The 20238-nt window shown below is 71.1% G+C and carries 16 protein-coding genes; 11 read left to right on the plus strand and 5 right to left on the minus strand.

The window, feature by feature from the left end; all coding sequences use genetic code 11:
* Positions 1-14: 14 nt before the first annotated feature.
* The 5 genes from FH610_RS18785 to treZ all read left to right on the plus strand — a co-directional run bounded on the left by FH610_RS18785 (position 15) and on the right by treZ (position 7754).
* On the plus strand, positions 15-386 hold the full coding sequence (locus tag FH610_RS18785; RefSeq protein WP_205825878.1) for a winged helix-turn-helix transcriptional regulator: 372 nt from the start codon (positions 15-17) through the stop codon (positions 384-386).
* Between the two features lie 57 nt (positions 387-443).
* Positions 444-1190: an oxygen-binding di-iron domain-containing protein gene (locus FH610_RS18790; RefSeq protein WP_139575818.1), complete on the plus strand. Its 747-nt coding sequence runs from the start codon at positions 444-446 to the stop codon at positions 1188-1190.
* A 314-nt stretch (positions 1191-1504) separates the two neighbouring features.
* The gene (gene glgX, locus FH610_RS18795; RefSeq protein WP_139575819.1) at positions 1505-3661 is read left to right on the plus strand and encodes a glycogen debranching protein GlgX; all 2157 of its coding nucleotides are present in this window, start codon (positions 1505-1507) and stop codon (positions 3659-3661) included.
* A 168-nt stretch (positions 3662-3829) separates the two neighbouring features.
* Positions 3830-6028: a malto-oligosyltrehalose synthase gene (gene treY / locus FH610_RS18800; RefSeq protein ID WP_139575820.1), complete on the plus strand. Its 2199-nt coding sequence runs from the start codon at positions 3830-3832 to the stop codon at positions 6026-6028.
* 28 nt (positions 6029-6056) lie between these two features.
* A complete protein-coding gene (gene treZ, locus FH610_RS18805; protein ID WP_139575821.1) occupies positions 6057-7754 on the plus strand; it encodes a malto-oligosyltrehalose trehalohydrolase in 1698 nt (565 codons plus the stop codon).
* A gap of 156 nt (positions 7755-7910) precedes the next feature.
* Here treZ and FH610_RS18810 read toward each other — a convergent pair whose 3' ends face one another.
* Positions 7911-8390 (minus strand): hypothetical protein, encoded by a 480-nt coding sequence (locus FH610_RS18810; protein ID WP_139575822.1) that lies wholly within the window; start codon positions 8388-8390, stop codon positions 7911-7913.
* 146 nt (positions 8391-8536) lie between these two features.
* Here FH610_RS18810 and FH610_RS18815 point away from each other — a divergent pair, with 146 nt between their 5' ends.
* Positions 8537-10531, plus strand: coding sequence for an N-6 DNA methylase (locus tag FH610_RS18815; RefSeq protein WP_240809052.1), 1995 nt, complete (start codon positions 8537-8539; stop codon positions 10529-10531).
* 11 nt (positions 10532-10542) lie between these two features.
* Positions 10543-10902, plus strand: coding sequence for a nucleotide pyrophosphohydrolase (locus FH610_RS18820; protein ID WP_205825880.1), 360 nt, complete (start codon positions 10543-10545; stop codon positions 10900-10902).
* Positions 10903-11024: 122 nt separating this feature from the next.
* Here the strand turns inward: FH610_RS18820 and FH610_RS18825 are convergent, their stop codons facing one another.
* Together FH610_RS18825 and FH610_RS18830 are read right to left on the minus strand one after the other, a co-directional pair.
* Complete coding sequence (locus tag FH610_RS18825; RefSeq protein WP_139575824.1) at positions 11025-11258, minus strand: hypothetical protein; 234 nt, start codon at positions 11256-11258, stop codon at positions 11025-11027.
* A 248-nt stretch (positions 11259-11506) separates the two neighbouring features.
* Positions 11507-12832, minus strand: coding sequence for an MFS transporter (locus tag FH610_RS18830; RefSeq protein WP_205825881.1), 1326 nt, complete (start codon positions 12830-12832; stop codon positions 11507-11509).
* Positions 12833-12951: 119 nt separating this feature from the next.
* Here FH610_RS18830 and FH610_RS18835 point away from each other — a divergent pair, with 119 nt between their 5' ends.
* A complete protein-coding gene (locus FH610_RS18835; protein ID WP_139575826.1) occupies positions 12952-13509 on the plus strand; it encodes a TetR/AcrR family transcriptional regulator in 558 nt (185 codons plus the stop codon).
* An 80-nt stretch (positions 13510-13589) separates the two neighbouring features.
* Here the strand turns inward: FH610_RS18835 and FH610_RS18840 are convergent, their stop codons facing one another.
* Together FH610_RS18840 and FH610_RS18845 are read right to left on the minus strand one after the other, a co-directional pair.
* Positions 13590-15080, minus strand: coding sequence for a cellulose binding domain-containing protein (locus tag FH610_RS18840; RefSeq protein ID WP_139575827.1), 1491 nt, complete (start codon positions 15078-15080; stop codon positions 13590-13592).
* Between the two features lie 12 nt (positions 15081-15092).
* Positions 15093-16529 (minus strand): cellulose binding domain-containing protein, encoded by a 1437-nt coding sequence (locus tag FH610_RS18845; RefSeq protein WP_139575828.1) that lies wholly within the window; start codon positions 16527-16529, stop codon positions 15093-15095.
* 494 nt (positions 16530-17023) lie between these two features.
* On the opposite strand from FH610_RS18845, the gene FH610_RS18850 reads away from it, so the two are divergent.
* The 3 genes from FH610_RS18850 (at position 17024) to FH610_RS18860 (ending at position 20099) form a co-directional block, all read left to right on the plus strand.
* The gene (locus tag FH610_RS18850; RefSeq protein ID WP_139575829.1) at positions 17024-17494 is read left to right on the plus strand and encodes a hypothetical protein; all 471 of its coding nucleotides are present in this window, start codon (positions 17024-17026) and stop codon (positions 17492-17494) included.
* Between the two features lie 236 nt (positions 17495-17730).
* A complete protein-coding gene (locus tag FH610_RS18855) occupies positions 17731-18999 on the plus strand; it encodes a YibE/F family protein (protein WP_139575830.1) in 1269 nt (422 codons plus the stop codon).
* 140 nt (positions 19000-19139) lie between these two features.
* Entirely contained in the window at positions 19140-20099 is a 960-nt protein-coding gene (locus FH610_RS18860) for a GNAT family N-acetyltransferase (protein WP_240809053.1), read from the plus strand.
* Positions 20100-20238 lie beyond the last annotated feature (139 nt).

The following is a 20238-nucleotide window of genomic DNA, read 5'->3' on the forward strand; positions in this document are numbered from 1 at the left end:
GTAAGCTGACGGCCATGGAGGAGTTCGAGGAGCTCGTCGCCGACGTCTTCTCACGGAAGTGCACCTCGCGCACCGTGCTGGAGACCATCACCGGCCGATGGGCGATCCTGGCGATTGCGGCCCTGCACGAAGGGCCCTACCGCTTCAACGCGCTGCGCCGCCGCGTGGACGGGGTGAGCGAGAAGATGCTGTCCCAGACCCTCCAGGCACTGGAACGCGACGGCATGGTGCTGCGGGAGGCCGAGCACACGATCCCGCCCCGGGTCGAATACAGCCTCACCCCGCTCGGCCGCGAGGCCGCCGAGCGCCTGCTTCCGCTCCTCGCCTGGACGGAGGAGCGCATGCCCGAGGTCGTCGCCGCCCGGGAGCGCCACGAGGAACGCTGAACCCCCGGCAAGCCCGCGCCAAGTTCGGAACAAGACCGTCCGCCGAGCCTGTGGAGCATGGACACACAGCCGACAGGTCCCTGGCGGATCGCGCCCGACGTGGTGCTCGTCCCGATGATCGAACCCGCGGCGGCGGGGTACGCGCACATCGACTCGATGGTCATCACCGGACGCGAGCCGGTGATCGTGGACACCGGCGCGGCCGAGCACCGCGAGCGCTGGACCGAGGACGTCTTCGCGGTCGTGGAGCCGCGCGACGTGCGATGGATCTTCCTGAGCCACGACGACCCCGACCACGCGGGCAACCTGGAGGTCGCCCTGGAGATGTGCCCGGCCGCGACGCTGGTCACCGGCTCGCCCCCGCGCCCGGGGCGCGGCTTCGCGCCGCCGCCGGGCCGTACGCGCCGGATCGCCGACGACGAGTCGTTCGACGCGGGCGACCGGCGGCTGACCGCGGTGCGGCCCCCGCTCTACGACGCCCCGGCGACCCGGGGGCTGTACGACGACCGCAGCGGGGTCTACTGGGCGGCCGACTGCTTCGGGGCCGAGGTGCCGGTCGCGACCGCCGACGCGGGGGAGCTCCCGCTGGAGGACTATCTGAAGGCCGTGCGCGCCTTCGGCGCGGGGCTCAGCCCCTGGCACCGCTGGCTCGACCCGCGGATCTTCGGCCGTCACGTCGACCGGCTCGCGGCCATGGAGATCATCGCGATCGCCTCGGCCCACGGGCCGACCGCGACCGGGGACCGCGTCGCCGGGGTGATCGGCGCCGTACGCGGTCTCGCCGGGGCGCCTGATCCGGGGTGAGTCACAGCCGGGCGGCTGCGCTCCGTGACGGACGGGACGGGCGCCCCGCGTCCGTTCTCGGCGAGTCGGTCCAGGTCACCGGTGCTTTGCTCGCTGATGGCCGGTTCACCCCGTTGCCATACACGCAGTTAACGTGGCGAGACTGTCGAAGCCTTTTCTGGGCAGGCACGATGTCTTGTGAACGACAGTCAGCACCACGATCTCGCACGCGGGGTTCCGGGAAGGGTACGGACCGTGGGCGAGTGCGACCATAGAGCCGGTGGGCTCCGGGACCTTCCCGGCGTGACCGCCGAGCCGGAGGGCGAGGAGGTCCAGTGAGGGAGATCTGGCCGGGGGATTCCTATCCGCTCGGGGCGACGTACGACGGAGCGGGCACCAACTTCGCGCTCTTCTCCGAGGTGGCCGAGCGCGTAGAGCTGTGCCTGTTCGACGACGACGGCAACGAGGAGCGCGTCTCGCTGAGCGAGGTGGACGGCTTCGTCTGGCACTGCTACCTGCCCGGTGTGGGGCCGGGCCAGCGGTACGGCTACCGCGTCCACGGGCCCTACTCGCCCGCCGACGGCCTGCGCTGCAACCCCAACAAGCTGCTGCTCGACCCGTACGCCAAGGCGGTGGAGGGCTCGGTCAACTGGGACCAGGCGGTGTACGGCTACCGCTTCGGCGAGCCGGACAGCCGGGACGACAGCGACTCGGCGCCGTACGTGCCGAGGTCGATCGTCGTCAACCCGTTCTTCGGCTGGGGACACGACCGGCCGCCGGCCACGCCCTACCACGACACGGTGATCTACGAGGCGCACGTGCGCGGCCTCACGACAAGCCATCCGAAGATCCCCGAGCGGATCCGGGGCACGTACGCCGCCCTGGGCCACCCCGAGATCATCGACCACCTCACCTCGCTCGGCGTCACCGCGATCGAGCTCATGCCGGTCCACCAGTTCGTGACCGACCACATGCTGGAGAAGCGGGGGCTGTCCAACTACTGGGGCTACAACACGATCGGCTTCTTCGCGCCGCACAACGCGTACTCCAGCTCGGGGCAGCGCGGCGGGCAGGTGCTGGAGTTCAAGGCGATGGTGAAGGCCCTGCACGAGGCGGGCATCGAGGTGATCCTCGACGTCGTCTACAACCACACGGCGGAGGGCAACCACCTGGGCCCGACCCTGTCCATGCGCGGCATCGACAACGCCAACTACTACCGGCTGGTCGAGGACGACCGGCGCTACTACATGGACACCACCGGCACCGGCAACAGCCTGCTGATGCGCAGCCCGCACGCACTCCAGCTGATCATGGACTCGCTGCGCTACTGGGTGCGCGACATGCACGTGGACGGCTTCCGCTTCGACCTCGCGGCCTCCCTCGCCCGCGAGCTGCACGAGGTCGACCGGCTGAGCGCGTTCTTCGACCTCGTCCAGCAGGACCCGGTGCTGTCGCAGGTCAAGCTCATCGCCGAGCCGTGGGACGTCGGCCCAGGCGGCTACCAGGTCGGCAACTTCCCGGCCCGCTGGACCGAGTGGAACGGCCGCTACCGCGACACCATCCGCGACATGTGGCGGGGCGAGCCCGCCGCGCTGCCGGAGTTCGCCAGCCGTCTCACCGGGTCGAGCGACCTCTACCAGGACGACAGCCGCCGCCCGGCCGCGTCGATCAACTTCGTCACCTGCCACGACGGCTTCACGCTGCAGGACCTGGTGTCGTACAACGACAAGCACAACGAGGCCAACGGCGAGGACAACCGCGACGGCGCGGACGACAACCGTTCCTGGAACTGCGGGGTGGAGGGCCCGGCGACCGGTCCGGTCGCCCAGCTCCGCGAACGGCAGAAGCGCAACTTCCTGGCCACGCTGTTCCTGTCGCAGGGCGTGCCGATGCTGTCGCACGGCGACGAGATCGGCCGCACCCAGCAGGGCAACAACAACTCCTACTGCCAGGACAACGAGATCAGCTGGGTCGACTGGGGCACGATCCTGGAGGCCGGTGCGAGGGATGACGCGGGAACCAGGGAGAAGCGCCAGCTTCTCGACTTCACCCGGCGCCTGGCCCGGCTGCGCCGCGACCACCCGGTCTTCCGCCGCCGCCGCTTCTTCTACGGCCGGCCCGTACGCGGGTCGCACGACGAGCTGAGCGACATCGCCTGGCTCACGCCGTCCGGCACGGAGATGACCGACGCCGACTGGACGAACGGCTACGCCAAGGCACTGGCGGTGTTCCTGAACGGCGACGCCATCACCGAGCCCGACAGGCGCGGCAGGCGGATCAGCGACGACTCGTTCCTGCTGCTGTTCAACGCCCACCACGAGGTCATCAAGTTCACGATCCCCGACGACTACGGCGAGCTGTGGGCGACCGAGCTGGACACGGCGATGCCGGTGCTGAGCGAGTCGCGCGTGTGCCGGGCCGGCGAGGCCGTGCCCGTGAGCGGCCGGTCGGTGCGGGTGCTGCGTAGAGTCCGGCCTGTGCTGGGGTCCTGACCAGCACCGATGCGCGAATAGAGTGCGCTTCGGCGTTAGTCCGTGTCACATCGGGCAGGAGGGGAGCCGGTCCTGCGCTCCTCCTGCCCGTCGCGGTGCTGGCAGGGGCGCGCTCGTGACGTGCACTATGGACACGACCTCCGGAAACGCGCTGCGAAAGGCGGTTCGGTGACTTCTACCTATCGGGTGCAGCTGACGCCTGACTTCGGATTCGCCCAGGCCGCGAGCCTCGTCGGATACCTCCGTGACCTGGGGGTGGGCCACCTCTACCTGTCGCCGATCCTCCAGGCGTGCAGGGAGTCCCAGCACGGGTACGACGTGACCGACCACGGCCGCGTACGCGAGGAGTTCGGCGGTGAGGAGGGCCTCCGGGCGCTGGCGGCCAAGGGCATGCCGCTGGTCTCCGACATCGTGCCCAACCACATGACCGTGCCGGTGCCGGAGTCGGACAACGCCCAGCTGTGGGCGGCGCTGCGGGACGGCCCGGGGTCGCCGGCCTCCCGATGGTTCGACTTCCAGTGGCCGGTCACCCTGCCGCTGCTCGGCGACGACGCCGACGAGGCGCTCCGCGTGGACGGTCGGGTGCTGCGCTACCACGACCACGCGTTCCCGATCAGGCCCGGCACCGAGCACCTGCCGCTGCCGGAACTGCTGGAGGCCCAGCACTACCGGCTGGCCCACTGGCGGGAGAGCCCCGGCTACCGGCGGTTCTTCGACGTGTCGTCGCTGATGGGCCTGCGCGTGGAGGACCCCGAGATCTTCGAGGCCACCCACGCCGTGACCTTCCGCCTCATCGAGGAAGCCGTGCTCCACGGGCTGCGCGTCGACCACCCGGACGGCCTGGCCGACCCTCGCGGCTACCTCCGGCGGCTGCGCCCGCACGTGCCCGGTCCCCTGTGGGTGGAGAAGATCCTCATCGACGGTGAGCGACTGCCCGCCGACTGGCCGTGCGACGGCACCACCGGATACGACGCGCTCAACATGATCACCCGGCTGTTCGTCGACCCGGCCGGCCGCGACGCGCTGATCGAGACGTTCGGCCGCCACACCGGCGTACGCGACGACTACGAGACCGTGCGGCACGACTCCAAGAAGTACGTCATCGACCTGTTCTTCGGGGGAGAGGTCGACCGGCTGACCGACGATCTCGGCGACCCGGAGCTGCGCGAGGCCGTCGTGGAGCTGCTGGCCGCGATGCCCGTCTACCGGGCGTACGTGAACCCGGGCGAGCAGCCGCCCGCCGACTCCGAGGCGATCGTCCAGGAGGCGGCCGGGCGGGCGGCCACCAGGACCGACCCCGACATGGTGGCCAAGGCCGCCAACCTCGTCCTGTACGGCCCGCCCGAGGCGGTCACCCGCTTCCAGCAGACCTGCGGGCCGGTCATGGCCAAGGGCGTCGAGGACACCGCGCTCTACCGGTGGTATCCGCTGGCCTGCCTCAACGAGGTGGGCGGGGAGCCCGACAGGTTCGGAGTGTCGCCCGCCGAGTTCCACGAGTTCTGCGCCGGGCTGCCGCCGCGGACGATGACCACCCTGTCCACCCACGACACGAAGCGGTCGGAGGACGTGCGCGCCCGTCTCGCGGTGCTGTCGGAGCTGCCCGAGGAGTGGGCGATGGCCGTCGGCTCCTGGGCGGCGGCCGTGTCGTTCGACCCCAAGCTCGACTACCTCGCCTGGCAGTCGCTGACGGCGGCCTGGCCGATCCCCCTCGACCGCTTCACCGACTACCTGCTCAAGGCGGCGCGCGAGGCCAAGACGTCGATCTCCTGGCTGAACCCCGACCCGGCGTACGAGGAGGGGATCAGGGACTTCGCCCGGCGGGCCATCGACGCCTGCGGCTACTCGGTCGCCTCGTTCACCGAGGTCGTGGACCGGTATGCCCGCGTCAACTCGCTGGGGCAGAAGGCCGTCCAGCTCCTCATGCCGGGCATCCCGGACGTCTACCAGGGCAACGAGATCACCGACTTCTCGCTGGTCGACCCGGACAACCGCCGGCCGGTGGACTTCGAGCGGCGCCGCCGGCTGCTGGCCGAGCCCGACGACAGCTGGGACGGCCAGAAGATCCGTGTCACCGCCGCCGCGCTCGGCCTGCGGCAGCGGCTCGACCCCGAGGCGCCGTACGCGCCGATCGAGGCGGGGGAGCACGCGGTCGCGTTCACGCGGGGCGTCCCCGGGCACGGGACCGCCGCCGTCGTGGTCGCGACCCGGTTGCCCGTCGGGCTGGAGCGCAGGGGCGGATGGGGGAGCGACACGATCACCCTGCCGCAGGGGCGCTGGCGCGACCTGCTCACCGGCGCCGAGCACGAGGGTGAGGTGCGGATGGCCGACCTGCTGTCCGCGTATCCGGTCGCGATTCTCGAAGGCTGACGGCTTCGTCCGATAGGGGGATATGCGCATGTTCGAGGTGTGGGCGCCCGAGGCGGCGCGGGTCGAGGTCGAGCACGGGGGCGCCCGGCATGAGATGTCGCGGGGCGCGGGCGGCCGGTGGACCGCCCCCGGCGACGAGCACGACCTCGACTACGCCTTCTTCGTGGACGGCGACGGGCCGTTCCCCGACCCCCGGACGCGGCGGCAGCCGTACGGGGTGAACGGCCCGAGCCGCGTCTACCACCACGACAGGTTCGCCTGGACGGACCAGGACTGGCACGGCCGCGACCTGCGCGGCGGGGTGATCTACGAGCTGCACGTCGGCACGTTCTCGCCCGAAGGCACCTTCCGGGGAGTGGCCGACCGGCTCGACCACCTGGTCGGCCTCGGGGTCGACTTCGTCGAGATCATGCCGGTGCCGCCCGTGCCGGGAAAGCGCAACTGGGGCTACGACGGCGTGGACCTCTACGCGGTCTTCGAGGAGTACGGCGGGCCGGACGGGCTCAAGAGCCTGGTGGACGCCTGCCACCGGGCCGGTGTCGGCGTCATCCTCGACGTCGTCTACAACCACCTCGGTCCTTCGGGCAACTACCTGGCCAAGTTCGGGCCCTACTTCCACGACGCCAAGGGGTCCTACTGGGGCGACGCGGTCAACCTCGACGGGCCCGGCTCGGACGGGGTGCGGCGCTACTTCATCGAGAACGCCCTGCAGTGGCTGCGCGACTACCACATCGACGGGCTGCGCCTCGACGCCGTGCACGCCCTGCACGACAAGCGCGCCGTCCACCTTCTGGAGGAGCTGTCGGCCGAGGTCGACGCGCTGTCCGCCGCCGTGGGCCGGCCGCTGACGCTCATCGCCGAGTCGGACCTCAACGACCCCCGCATGGTCACCCCGCGCGAGGCCGGCGGGCTCGGCATGCACGCGAGCTGGAACGACGACGTCCACCACGCCATCCACGCGAACGTCACGGGGGAGACCAACGCCTACTACGGCGACTTCGCCACCCTGTCGTCCCTGGCCAAGGTGCTGACATCCGGCTATTTCCACGACGGCACCTACTCGTCGTTCCGGGGGCGCTCGCATGGCCGACCGGCGACCGGGATTCCCGGCCACCGCTTCGTCTGCTGCGCGCAGAACCACGACCAGATCGGCAACCGGCCCGAGGGCGACCGCATGCGGCCCGAGCAGCTCCGCCTCGCCTCCGGGCTGCTGCTGACCTCGCCGTTCACCCCGATGCTGTTCATGGGCGAGGAGTGGGGGGCGACCACCCCGTTCTACTTCTTCACCGACCACTTCGAGCCGCACCTCGCGGAGGGCGAGGGCGAACGGCGCAGGAAGGAGTTCGAGGGCTTCGGCTACGACTGGAAGGCCCCAGAACCGGGCGAGGAGACGACCTTCCTGCGCTCCAAGCTCGACTGGGAGGAGACGGCCAAGGACGAGCACGCCTCGCTGCTGGGCTGGTATCGCGACCTCATCGCGCTCCGCAAGTCTCATCCCGATCTCACCGATCCCCGCCTGGACCGGGTGCGGGTCGAAGTGGACGAGGACCGGCGCGTCGTGGTGATCGAACGCGGTGCGCTGCGGATCGCCGCCAACTTCGCCGAAGGCCCGGTGCCCGTACGGCTGGCCGCGTCGCGGCTCCTGCTCGCCTCCGACGAGTCCGCCCGCCTGGCCGGCGACGTGCTCGAGTTGCCGGGCCGCTCCCTGGCCGTCGCGGAGGTCTGAGCGGTCAGGCCGCGCCGCGGACGAGGTCCGCGGCGTGCCACGTCCGGCCGGTCCAGCCGGACCTCCACACCGGCCGCCCGCAGCACCTCCGCGGGGCCGACGCCGGGCGACCGCAGCAGCTTCGGCGTGCCCACGCCGCTCCGGCGAGGGTAGGCCTCAAGCGGCCTGGGGGACGGGCAGTTCGAAGGTGACGGTGTCGGGGACCGCGGTGTAGAGCCGCCAGCTCAGGCAGGTGCGCTGGGAGACGACGGTGACGTGCAGGCCGCAGCCCGCCAGCCAGAGGGCCAGGTCGGCGAAGTAGCCGTCGCCCGACCCGATCACCGCCCGCTCGAACCGCAGGTCCACCCGGGTCGTGCGGGCCGCCTCGTCGAGGGCGCGGTCGGCGCCGTCCGGTCCCGAACGGGCCAGCAACTGCACCCCGCGCAGCGCGATCCCCACGGAGACGAGCGCGTTGTGGTTGACCGCCACGATGAACTGGTCCAGCGGCCCGACCGGCACCGTGCGCTGGTAGGCGCTCATCACCTGCCGTACGTCGGGGGTGGTCGGAAGGGGGGATCCGGTCAGGTTCTCGATGTCCAGGAGATGGATCGCGCGGCCGCGGCGAAGTGACCTGAGGCGAGTTATGGGGGTGCTCACGATCCTTGCTCCCTTCCATGCCGACTTCTGGCGTCCATTAGAGCATGTGTTGACACAATCAACCAGCCCTTGGTGCGACGTTGCCCATGTCCGAGCCATCGGATATGGTCCGGTCTGATCGAAGAACTGGCGGAAGGCGGAGCGTCGTGCGGCGAGACGTACACGTCACCGCGGCGGACATCGCCCGCTTGGCCGGCGTGGGACGTGCGGCGGTCAGCAACTGGCGGCGCAGGCACGACGACTTCCCCGAGCCCGTGGGAGGCACGTCCACCAGTCCGGCGTTCTCACTCGCGGAGATCCGGGAGTGGCTGCGCGGCCACGCCGAGGGCAGGGACCTCCCTCCGGACGAGTGGCTCTGGCAGGACCTGCGGACCACCGTCGACGACGACGACCTCGCCGACCTGATCGCCGACCTCGGGGCCTTCCTGGTGTACGTGCAGCACGAGGCGGACGACTGGCGCGGGCTCTCGGCCGGGACCGACGAGGAGGTGGCGCGGGGACTTCCGGCCCGGGTGCGCGCGACGTGCGCGAAGACCGTGAGCGCGGAGGCGTTCCCCGAGTCCGTCCCGGTGACCAGGGTGCCGCTGGTCCGCTCCATCGCCCGGCTGGCCGTGGAACGCGGCGTCCGCGACACCTTCGAGTTCCTGCGTGAGCGGTACTTCGAGGTGCACACCCGGCGCGTCTACTCCACTCCCGCCGAGATCGTCACGCTCACGCTCGACCTCGTGGGCGACGGGTTCGGCTCCATGCTCGACCCGGCCTGCGGCTCGGGCCGCATCCTCGGCCGGGCGCTCGAGCGCTCGCCCGGGGCCCGGCTGCTCGGCCAGGACGTCGATCCGGTGGCCGCCCGGCTCACCGCCGTACGGCTCGCGCTGCGCTGCGACAACGCGCGGATCAGACCGGGAGACTCCCTGCGCGCGGACGCCTTCCCCGGCGAGCTGGCGGACGCGGTGGTGTGCAACCCGCCGTTCAACGACCGCAACTGGGGCTACGAGGAGCTGACGGCCGACCCCCGGTGGGAGTACGGCCTGCCACCGCGCGTGGAGCCCGAGCTGGCCTGGGTGCAGCACGCGCTCGCCCACCTGGCGCCGGGAGGAGTGGCCGTGCTCCTCATGCCCCCGGCCGTCGCCAGCCGCAGGTCGGGCCGCCGGATCAGGTCCCAGCTGCTGCGGCGCGGCGCGTTGCGCGCGGTCATCACGCTCCCGCAGGGCGCGGTGCCCAACGTGGCGGTCGGCCTGACGCTGTGGATCCTGTGCCAGCCGTCCGAGGGCGGCACGCCGAGCCATGTGCTGATGGTCGACACCTCCGGCAGGCCGGACGACTACGCCGGGGTGGCCGTCGCGGCATGGCGGGAGTTCGGCGCGGGGTGCGAGCTGGACGAGCCGGGCGTCAGCAGGTCGGTCCCGCTCGTCGATCTGCTCGACGAGGACGTGGACCTCACCCCCGCCCGTTACCTGTCCACGGCCGCCGACGGCCTGTCACCGGAGCGGATCGCCGGAGCACGTTCGCGGCTCGCCGAGCTGTTCGGGACCGTCGCCGGGCTGCTGCCGTCCGTCGCGGCGGCACCACCGGACGAGCTCGCCCTCGTCCCGCTGCCCGAGCTGGTGCGGCGCGGCATGCTCGTCGTGGAGCAGCAGACGCCGGCCCGGCCGGGGGAGGAGCCTCCTCTGGGGACGCCCGTGCTCACCGTCGAGGACGTGCTCGAAGACCGGCCCGCGACGGGATCCTCCGAGCACGCCGGGGCGAGGCCGATCGTGACGCGGCCCGGCGACGTCGTGGTGCCGCAGGTCGTGACCGCCCCGGTCGCGCGGGTGCTGACGAAGGGCGACGCCCTGCTCGGCCCCTACCTGTCCCTGCTGCGGCCGGATCCCGAGGTGCTCGACCCCGACTTCCTCGCCGGTTTCCTCTGCGCGTCCGTCAACGTCCGCCACTACACCTCGATGTCCTCGCGTTATCGGGTGGATGTACGGCGTGCGGAGCTGCCGCTGCTGCCGATGGAGGAGCAACGCAGATACGGCGCGGCGTTCCGGCGTCTGGCAGGTTTCCGGTCGGCCCTGCGCGAGGCGGCGGTGCTCGGCGACGACCTGGCCAGGCTGGTGGCCGACGGCCTCACCCACGGCGCGGTACGGCCGCACGAGTAGGGTCGGGTGCCGTGAGCGGTGAACTGGAGCACCTGGCCGCCCGGCTGCGCGAGTTCGTACGCGCCCGGGACTGGGAGAAGTTCCACACGCCCAAGAACCTGGCGATGGCCCTCGCCGGAGAGGCGGGGGAACTGGTCGCCGAGTTCCAGTGGCTGACGGCCGAGGAGTCGCGCGACCTCGACGAGGACGCCCTGCGCAGGGTCCGGGCCGAGCTCGGGGACGTGACGTTGTACCTGGTCAGGCTGGCCGACGCACTGGGGATCGACCTCGCCGAGGCCGCGAACGCCAAGCTGGACGACAGCGAACGCCGGTACGACCCCGAGACCTATCGCGGTTCCGCCAGGAAGGCTCCTCCGCTGACCGCGGACTAGTTCTCCACTCGCTCCATGGGGCGGGCCGGCCCTGCGGCTGCGCCGACTCCGAGGCGGAGGTGCACTACGTGCCCGGTGACCGGCAGGCGGTCGTCCATCAGCGGGGGCCCCGATGACGTCGCTCAGTCTGCTTCCGCTGTCAGGTCGCCGGGCATGACCGTGGCGATGAGGCCCGCGACGAATTGGGGCACTTCCTCGGGGGCAAGCACCAGCCGCGGTTCGTTGCCGTCCGGGCCCTGGAAGATCTCGACCGACCGCACATTCGCGTCATCCGGCGAATCGGCGACTCCGATGATCGTCCAGTTTCTGTGCCGCGTGTTGGCGAAGTGGCTGAATTTCCGTTCCGAACCGGCCACCCTTACTCCTGAAAGCTCGTTGTGCTGCTCAGATACTGCCGGACCTCGTCGAAGGCTTACGCACTTGCCCCGCCCGTCGAGCGGGATCGGGTTATTGACCGACCCGGAAGCCGGAGCCGTCGTAGTCGCCCGCTTCGCGATCAATGCTTCGTAACTCTAGCCAGATCGATCACCGTGTCGTCCGGGATCACCCTGAGATTTCCCCTGACACACCGCCAATGGGTCCGGCGGCCCAGGACGTGCGGTGGTCAGGCCGTGGCCCTGGCACGCGGGAGCCACTGGACGAGAGCGGCGATGGCCAGGGTGATGACGATGAGGTAGACGAGCCCGTGCTGGAACGCCACGGTGACGCCGCCGGACAGGGCGCCGTAGAAGACGATGCCGATGATGCCGACGCCCAGCGCGCCGCCGACCTGCTGGGCGGTGGTGAGGGCGCCCGCGGCGCCGCCGGCGTGGTGCGGGGCGACCCTCGACAGGACGGTGCCCATGATGGGAGACAGCACCAGCCCCATGCCGGCCCCGTCGACGGCCAGCACGGGCACCAGCCAGCCGATCGGCGCGTTCCCCGCGACCGCGACCAGCAGGACGGCCAGGCTGACCGCCCTGGTCAGGCCGCCGAACGCGATGATCTGGCGGCCGAAGCGCGCGGCCAGGCGCGGTGCCAGCAATGACGCCGCGAGGTAGCCCGCACCGATCGGCGTGAAGACCAGACCGGCGTGCAGGGCGTCCAGGCCCCGGCCCTCCTGGGAGTACACGGCGAAGATCAAGAAGTACGCCGCCATGCCCATCGAGAACGCGAGGTTGGTGAGCAGCCCCGCCGTGACGGCGCGCTCGCGGAACAGGGCGAGGTCGATGAGCGGTGAGTCGTGCCGCCGCCGGGCGTAGGCCAGCAGCAGTGCGACGGCCAGGGCGAACGAGATCCAGGTCCACACCGGCCACCCCTGCTCACGGCCCTCGATCAGCGGCAGCAGCGTGGCCGCCAGCGCGAGCGTGACCAGGGCGGCCCCGCCGAGGTCGAGCCGTACGGCACCGGCCGCGCGGCTCTCCGGGATCACCCGCCAGGTCGCCGCGAGAGCGGCGGCGCCGATCGGCAGGTTGATCAGGAAGCAGGCCCGCCAGCCGAGCCCGAACAGGTCGGCCTGGATGAGCAGGCCCCCGGCCAGCTGGCCGAACACCGCCGCCAGCCCCATGGTCAGCGCGTACGCGTTGACGGCTCTGGCCTGGGCGGCGCCGCTGTACTCGGTGCGGATGATGGCGAGCACCTGTGGGGCGAGGACGGCGGCCGCGGCCCCCTGGACGACGCGGGCGGCCACCAGCGAACCCGCGTCGGGGGCCAGCCCGCAGGCGACCGACGCGAGCGTGAACAGGGCGAGGCCGAGGGCGAACATCCGGCGCCGGCCGAACACGTCGCCGAGGCGTCCGCCCAGGACCAGCCCCGAGCCGTACGCCAGGGCGTATCCGGCGACCATCCATTCGATCGCGGCCGGCCCGGCGCGCAGGTCCCGCTGCATGGTGGGGATCGCCACGTTGACGATGAAGAAATCGAGGATGGCGACGAAGACGCCGGTCAGCACGGTAGGGAGAGTCCCCGCGCGGCCCATTGGCACTCCCGAGATAGATAGAACGATCGGTATATGCCGCCCAATTAGATAGACCGATTGATCTACTGTCAAGCACGTGCCAGAATCGTCACGTGACGACGAGACCCGGCCCCCGCGAGCGGCTGCTCGACGCCGCCAGGGAGCTCACCTACAGCCAGGGCGTTCAGGTGGGCGTCGACGCGATCCTCAAGCAGGCCGATGTCGCGAGACGCTCGCTCTACCAGCACTTCGGCGGCAAGGACGGCCTCGTGGCCGAGGTGCTGCGCAGCGACGGCGGACTGGACCGCTACCGCCAGGTCATGGACGAGGCCGGGGACGACCCGCGCGAGCGGGTGCTGGCCGTGTTCGACGAGCTCGACGCCATCACCTCGCAGCCCTCGTTCCGGGGGTGCCGTTACACCGCGGCCGAGCTCACGCTCACCGACCCCGGACATCCGGCGCACGCGGAGGTGCGGGCCTTCAAGGAGGGACTGCATCGGCTGATGGCGGCGGAGCTGACCCGCCACGGGCACCCCGCTCCCGACGCGGGCGCCGACCAGCTCCTCGTGCTCATCGACGGCGTGCTCGCCCACGCCGTCACCCGGCCCGGCGCCCGTCCCGCCCTGGCCGCGCGGGCGCTCGCGGAGGCCGTCTTCGCGTCACGGGCCTGACGGCGCGGCCTGACGGCGCGGCCTGACCGTCGCTGCCCGGCTCCCTGGCCAGGCGCCGCCGCGGCCCGGGCCGGTCGCGGTCAGCGGACGGCGCAGGGCATGCCGTTGAGGGCGAAGGCGGTCGGCTCGCCGTTCGCGCCGGACTGGCTGGCGATGAAGCCGAACGCCGCCGTGCCGCCGGCCGGGATGGTGGCGTTCCAGCCGGCGTCGGTTACGGTCACGGTGCTGCCGCTTTGACTGTAGGCGCCGTTCCACGCCTGGCTGATCTGCTGCCCATCGGGGAAGGACCAGGTCAGCCTCCAGCCGCCGACCGCCGCGCTGCCGGTGTTCCCGATCGTCACATCGCCCTGGAAACCGCCCTGCCACTGGTTGGTGACGCTGTAGGTCACCGTGCAACTTCCCGCCGTGGTCGGTGTCGGCGTGGGGGTGGGAGTCGGACTGGGCGACGGAGTGGGGGACGGAGTAGGGGACGGACTGGGTGACGGACTGGGCGACGGACTGGGCGACGGACTGGGCGACGGCGAGGGGGCCCCGCCGAGCTTGGCGGAGATGATCGGGGTCAGGCGGTCGGCGATCGCTTGATGACCGGCGTCGTTGGGATGCACGGAGTCGCTGAGGTCCGCGCTGGTCAGCCATCCCTCGGTGTTGACGTAGTACACGTTGGCGTCGCCGCCGTCGTTGAGAGTCTTGACCGCGGCCTGGGTCTGGGCGGCGAACCGTTTGCTGAAGGTCTCGAGCGCGAAGATGGCTGCCTTGGGGTATTTCGCCCGCACCTGCCGGAGAAGGTTGGTGTAGGAGGTCTGGAACTCCGGTGTGTGAACCCCATGGCCGGAGTCGTTGGTGCCCAGATTGATCACCACGGCGTCGGCGGTGTATCGGGAGAAGTCCCAGTCGGGGGTGGGCGTGTTGGGGTCGAGCTTGACGAACTGCTTCTCCAGACCGACACAGCCGTCGGCGGTGGCGACCAGACAGGCGCCTCCCTGGGCGATCTGGGTGTGCCGCGCGCTCAACCGCTCGCCGATGAGCCAGCCGTACGCGGTGAGCGCGTTCTTCGAAGTCGTCGTACCCACGGTGATCGAGTCGCCGACGAACTCGATGAGCTTGCGCGGAACCGGCGGGGCGACCGTACCGGCGCCGGGATCGAGGACGAGCCCCCGGAAGACGGCGTCGCCGTGATAGGACCCTGCCACGACTCGATAGGACACGCGCAGGGTGTGGGTGCCGGCCCTCAGTGGGGTCGGGGTCAGGTTCACCGTGCCGCTGACGTTCGTGTAGTAGGTGTACGGCCCTCCGTCGATGCTGGCGTACAGGTCGATGGTGTTGCGCTGCTTGAGCTTGACGGTGGTGCCGGTGAAGCCGGTGGTGACGTAGGCGCCGGCCCAGTGCGGCGTGTATGCGGTGGGGTCGGTGGTGTCCCACCGCCCGGTGAAGGAGATGTTGGGATCGGTCGGCGAGCCGTCGCCGGTGGCGGCGTGTGCACGGTGAGGCAGTGTGATCGAGATCGCGGCGAGGGCCGCGGCCAGTGTGGCGGCGAGCGAGGAGCGAAGCGCCCCTCTCGTGGGGTAGGGCACGGACGGCCTCCGCTAGGGGACGGAAACACCGATCTTGGGTGCGATGACGGGGGCGAGACGGTTGGCGATCTTGATATGTCCGGCGTCGCTGGGGTGCCCGTCGCCGTCGGCGTAATCGACACCCGGGGTCAGCCAGCCCTCGGTGTCGATGTAGTAGACGTTGGCGTCGCCGGAGGCGTTGCGAGCCGCCACCGCCGCCTTGGTCTCGGCGACGTAGCGCTGCTTGAACGTCTCCATCGCGAACAGGGCCGCTTTCGGGTACTTCGCTCGGATGGCACTCAGGAAGGAGGTGTAGGCCGCTTGGAAGGTGGAGCCGGTGACGTGATGGCCGATGTCGTTGGTGCCGAGGTTGATCACCACGGCGTCGGCGGTGTAGCGGGAGAAGTCCCAGTCCGTGGTGCCCGTGCTCCCGAGCTTGAAATACTGTGTGCTCTGCCCGACACACCCCTCCTGCGCGACCAGGCAGTAGCCGGCGCGGGCGATCTGGGTGTGCCGGACGTGGAGCCTCTCGCCCAGGACCCAGCCGTACGCGGACAGCGCGAGCTTCGAATCGAGGTATCCGGCGGTGATGGAGTCGCCGACGAACTCGATGAGCTTGGTGGACGGGTGCGGGTCCGCGGTGGTCGCCCCCGGATCGAGCACCAGCCCCTGAAAGATGGTGTCCCCTGAGCGGTAGGACACGCGCAGCGTGTGCGTGCCGGCGGGCAGCGGGGTCGGGGTCAGGTTCACGGTGCCCCTGACGCCGGCGTAGAACACGTCCGCGCCCCCGTCGATGCTGACGTACATGTTGACGGCGTCCCGCTGTTTGATCTTCACCGTGGTCCCGGTGAACGCGGTCACGAAGTAGGCGCCCGTCCAGTTCGGCACGTAGCCGGTGCTCGATCCGGTGTCCCACCGCCCGACGTAGGTGATGCGGGGGTCGGCCGGGCTGCCGTCGCCGCCGGGCGGGGTCGGAGTGGGGGTGGGGCTCGGTGTCCGGCTCGCGGAAGGGCTGGCGGAAGGGCTCGCGGAGGGGCTGGCGGAGGGGCTCGGCGTGGAGGTCGCGGAGCCCGTGCAGGGGGTGCCGTTGAGCGTGAACGATGGGGGCGGGGGGTTGGCGGAGTTGTTCCAGGAGCCGTTGAAGCCGAACGCGGCGGAGCCGCCGGTGGCGAGGGCCGCGTTGTATCCGGCGTCGACCGCGGTGACCTGGGCCCCGCTCTGGGTGACGGTGGCGTTCCACGCCTGAGTGACCGTCTGACCCGAGGTGAAGGACCACGCCAGCTTCCAGCCGGAGACGGGGTCGCCGAGGTTCGTCACGGTGACGGCGGTGGTGAACCCGCCGGACCACTGCGACGTGACGGTGTAGTCGACCCGGCAACCGGCGGCGGCCGCCCCGGCCACGGCCTGGTGGGACACCGTGCCGATCACTCCGGTGAGGGCGGCCACGGAGCACGCGACGACCGTGCGCATGCGGGCGCGCACACGCGAGCCGTGCGTCCGGATTCCGCTTCGGACCCGCGTGCGCTGTGTCGCCTGGCGATGGCTGCTTCCTCTGCCGAGCATTCGACCTCCGTCATGTGCGCGTTAACAGGAGCAGCCGCGAAGACCGCCGTCAGTGTGGCCCCACATGCGAGAGCGGCTTGTTCTCTTTGGTCGTGCGCCGCCGGAGGAAGCGTCAACGGTCGACGCGGGCAGGGTCAAGCCTTCGGTGGAAGAGCCCCGCCGTTCGCCTCTTCAGGGGCCGATGAGGGCGTTCCGGGCTGAATGTTTCAGCCGCCGGACCGGTGAGCGACGGGTGATGCTCCGTCAGACCCTCCTGCGGCCTGGCGGCGAGCCGAATGGCGTCCGCATGTGATCCGTCTTGCCCAAATTGACTGTTTCGGTCATCTTTTGGTTGATGATCCGCAAGGATGATCGACAGGACGCCGCCCGGACGGAGGGCGGCGGTTGGGAAAGGACAACGTATGCGCAGGTCCGCGAGTACGGTCGTCGTCGCAGCGGCGCTGGCCGTCGGAGGGCTCGTCGCCAACCCGGCATACGCGATCTCCGCCGGCTACACCCCCGAGGGGGTGTGCGGCTCCGGCTTCGGCCGGGTGGCTCACGACGGCAGCCGGGCGGTGAAGACCCCTTCGGGGCAGGTCTTCGGGCGCGTCTACCTGCTCTACAACCGCTCGACGGGACAGAACTGCGTCGTCACCATCAAGTCGGCGTACGTCGGCACGCCCACCAGGACCTCCGCCCAGCTCATGGTGCGGCTGCCCAACGGGAGGACGGTCGAGAAGATCGACCACCTGAAGAAGTACAAGTACTACGCCGGTCCGGTGAAGCTGAACGCCAAGGGCAAGTGTGTGAAGTACTACGGCACGGTCGCCGACACGCGCGTCGACGGAGAGATCGCGAGCGGTGGCCGCCTGACCTGGGGCAACTGCAAGTGACCTCGGACGTCCCCACCACGGCCCGGTAGGGCCGGACACAGGGGCCGCCCGGCCGGCGCCGGGCGGCGCCTCCGGCGGACAGCCGCCGGACGGCGACAGGCTCCCGGTGCGGGCAGGTCCCACCGGGAGCAGGCCCCGGCCGCCTCCCTCGGGACACCGCGCCCCAGCCGGGCGAGCCTGCCCGCTGCCCTAGCATCGGTGCGGCACGACCCTGATGCGAGGAGACGTACGTCCAGATGGGCGCCAATCACAGTCACGGCACGACCGCCCTGCCCGTTTCCCGCCGGACCGTGCTGGCGACGCTGGCCGTCGTCGTTCCCGTCGCTCTGGTGACGGTGGCCGCCCTGATATGGCTGTGGCCGGGCGACGGCCGGCCATCCGGTCCGTCCTCGTCCTCGCTCCGGCAGGTCAGCGGGACGATCGTCGACATCGTCCCCGAGCCGTGCCCCGCCGCACCGGACGAGCGGGCGGCCGGACCGGCCGCGGCCCCGGGCTCCGATGCCTGCGGGGACGCCCGCGTCACGATCACCGGTGGGCCCGAGGAGGGCCGGACCGTCACCACCGATCTGCCCACCGGTCCCGGCGCGCAGCGGTTCGCGGTGGGTGAGGACGTCGTGCTGGTCCATATGCCGGACGGCGCGCTCGACGCACCCGAGTATCTGCTGTCGGACCACGACCGGTCCGCTCCGCTGTGGCTGTTCGTCGCCGCGTTCGCCCTCGCGGTGGTCGCCTTCGGGCGCTGGCGCGGACTGACCGCGCTGATCGGGCTGGCCGTGACCTTCGTCCTGCTGCTGACCTTCGTCGTCCCCGCGATCCTCGCCGGTGAGCCACCGGCCCTGGTGGCGATCGTGGGCTCCGCCGCGATCATGCTGGCGGTCCTCTACCTCACCCACGGTTTCACGATCGCGACCTCGATGGCGGTGCTGGGCACGCTGGTCAGCCTCACCCTCACCGGTCTGCTGTCCGCGTTCGCCATCGACGTCGCGCACCTCGCGGGGGTCACCGACGACAGTTCGTTCCTGCTCGACAGCAACTACCGGATCAACGGGCAGGGCCTGCTGCTCGCGGGAATCATCATCGGCGCGCTCGGCGTCCTCGACGACGTCACCGTGACCCAGGCCGCCACCGTGGGGGAGCTGGCCGTGGCCAACCCCGGCTACACCTTCGGGCGCCTCTACCGCGCCGCCGCCCGCGTCGGCCGGGCCCACATCGCCTCCGTGATCAACACGATCGTCCTCGCGTACGCCGGAGCCGCGCTGCCCCTGCTGTTGCTGTTCAGCGTCGGCGATCAGCCGCTCGGAGACGTGCTGCGCAATCCCGTCCTCGCGCAGGAGATCATCCGCAGCATCGTCGGCACGCTGGGACTCATCGCGGCCGTCCCCGTGACCACCGCGCTGGCCGCTCTGGCGGCGCCCCGGCGGCGCTCGGGGGAGGAGCCGGAGGGCCACCGTCCGGCCGGTCCCGCGGCGGAAAAGGGTTGGCCGGCCGAGCGGCGCGTCCGATAGAACAGGTGCAGACAGACCCACGACGACGAGAGGAGGGACGAGCCGATGTGTGCCAAGAACGTCGTGCCGGTTCCTTCCCGGGGTACGGCCGCACGCTGACCCCTGGGCGTGAGCGGGCACGCCTCACCTGAGGAAGTGCAGTGAACCCCGAAAACATGATCATGCGCCCCATCGCAGGGCGTGAGGAACTCGACCTTTTCCGCCGCCTGCCCTACGTGCTGAACGGCGAGCTGGACGACGACCTCGCCGCCGGCCGCCGGCGGCCTGAGTGGATGTGGATGGCGCTGCGCGGCGACCGTCTCGTCGCCAGGCTGGCCTGGTGGGCTCCGCGTGCGGGCGAGGCGCCGGCGCTGCTGGACATCCTCGACCTCGACGACACCACGCCCGGACCGGCGAGCGTCGACGCCGGGGTCCGGTTGTTCGAAACCGCGAGCGCCGCGGTGCTGCCGGTCGGAGTACGTCCGCCGGAATACAACGCGTTCGTCCCCCCGCGGTGGCGTGACGACGCGAAGGCGAGGCCTGCCGTCGAGGACCGCATGGCCGTGCTGGAGCGGGCCGGCGCCCGGCTGCTCGTCGAACGGCTGCGGCTGGAGTGGCGTCCAGGCACTCCCATCGCGCCGCCGGGCAGGCGGCTTTCCTTCCGGCCCGTGGCCGGCAGGGAGGAACTGGTCGCCCTGATGACTCTCGTCCTCGACGGCACGCTCGACGCCCACAGCCGCGCCGACCTCGCCCGCATGCCCGCCGCGCGGGCCGCGGCCCAGCACTACGACGACGAGCTCGCCCACTATCGGAGCCCACGGGAGTGGTGGCGGATCGGCACATCACCCGAGGGCGAACCGGTGGGATTCGTCATCCCCGCGCGCAACGAATACAACGCGATGATCGCGTACATCGGGGTCGTGCCCGCCCACCGCGGCAAGGGCTACATCGACGACCTGCTGGCCGAGGGGACGCGCATCCTCGCCGGGCAGGGCGTCCCGCGAGTCCGCGCCGCCACCGACGTCGGGAACGTCCCGATGGCCCGGGCGTTCCTCCGCGCCGGATACGAGCTCATCGGGCAGCGCATCGACATGACCTGGAGTGAGGGCGGGCCGCAGTAGGGCGGTGGCTCCCGCGAGAGTGGCGCAGAGGACACGCGCGAAAAACGGTTTGCGGCTCCTCCCGTCGTGCTCGCTAGGGTGACGCCCATGTGCTGCTTCGCATGCTTCACGAGGATCCGCCGCTCGTAGCGGCGGATCC

The sequence above is a fragment of the Microbispora catharanthi genome, from assembly GCF_006334915.2.
GTDB lineage: Bacteria > Actinomycetota > Actinomycetes > Streptosporangiales > Streptosporangiaceae > Microbispora > Microbispora catharanthi.

Bases quoted from the DNA above. Each gene is read 5' to 3' on its own strand.
- FH610_RS18845 (WP_139575828.1), bottom strand. From the start codon at position 16,529: ATGCGCACGGTCGTCGCGTGCTCCGTGGCCGCCCTCACCGGAGTGATC.
- FH610_RS18850 (WP_139575829.1), top strand. From the start codon at position 17,024: ATGCGCAGGTCCGCGAGTACGGTCGTCGTCGCAGCGGCGCTGGCCGTC.
- FH610_RS18790 (WP_139575818.1), top strand. From the start codon at position 444: ATGGACACACAGCCGACAGGTCCCTGGCGGATCGCGCCCGACGTGGTG.
- FH610_RS18855 (WP_139575830.1), top strand. From the start codon at position 17,731: ATGGGCGCCAATCACAGTCACGGCACGACCGCCCTGCCCGTTTCCCGC.
- treZ (WP_139575821.1), top strand. From the start codon at position 6,057: ATGTTCGAGGTGTGGGCGCCCGAGGCGGCGCGGGTCGAGGTCGAGCAC.
- FH610_RS18785 (WP_205825878.1), top strand. From the start codon at position 15: ATGGAGGAGTTCGAGGAGCTCGTCGCCGACGTCTTCTCACGGAAGTGC.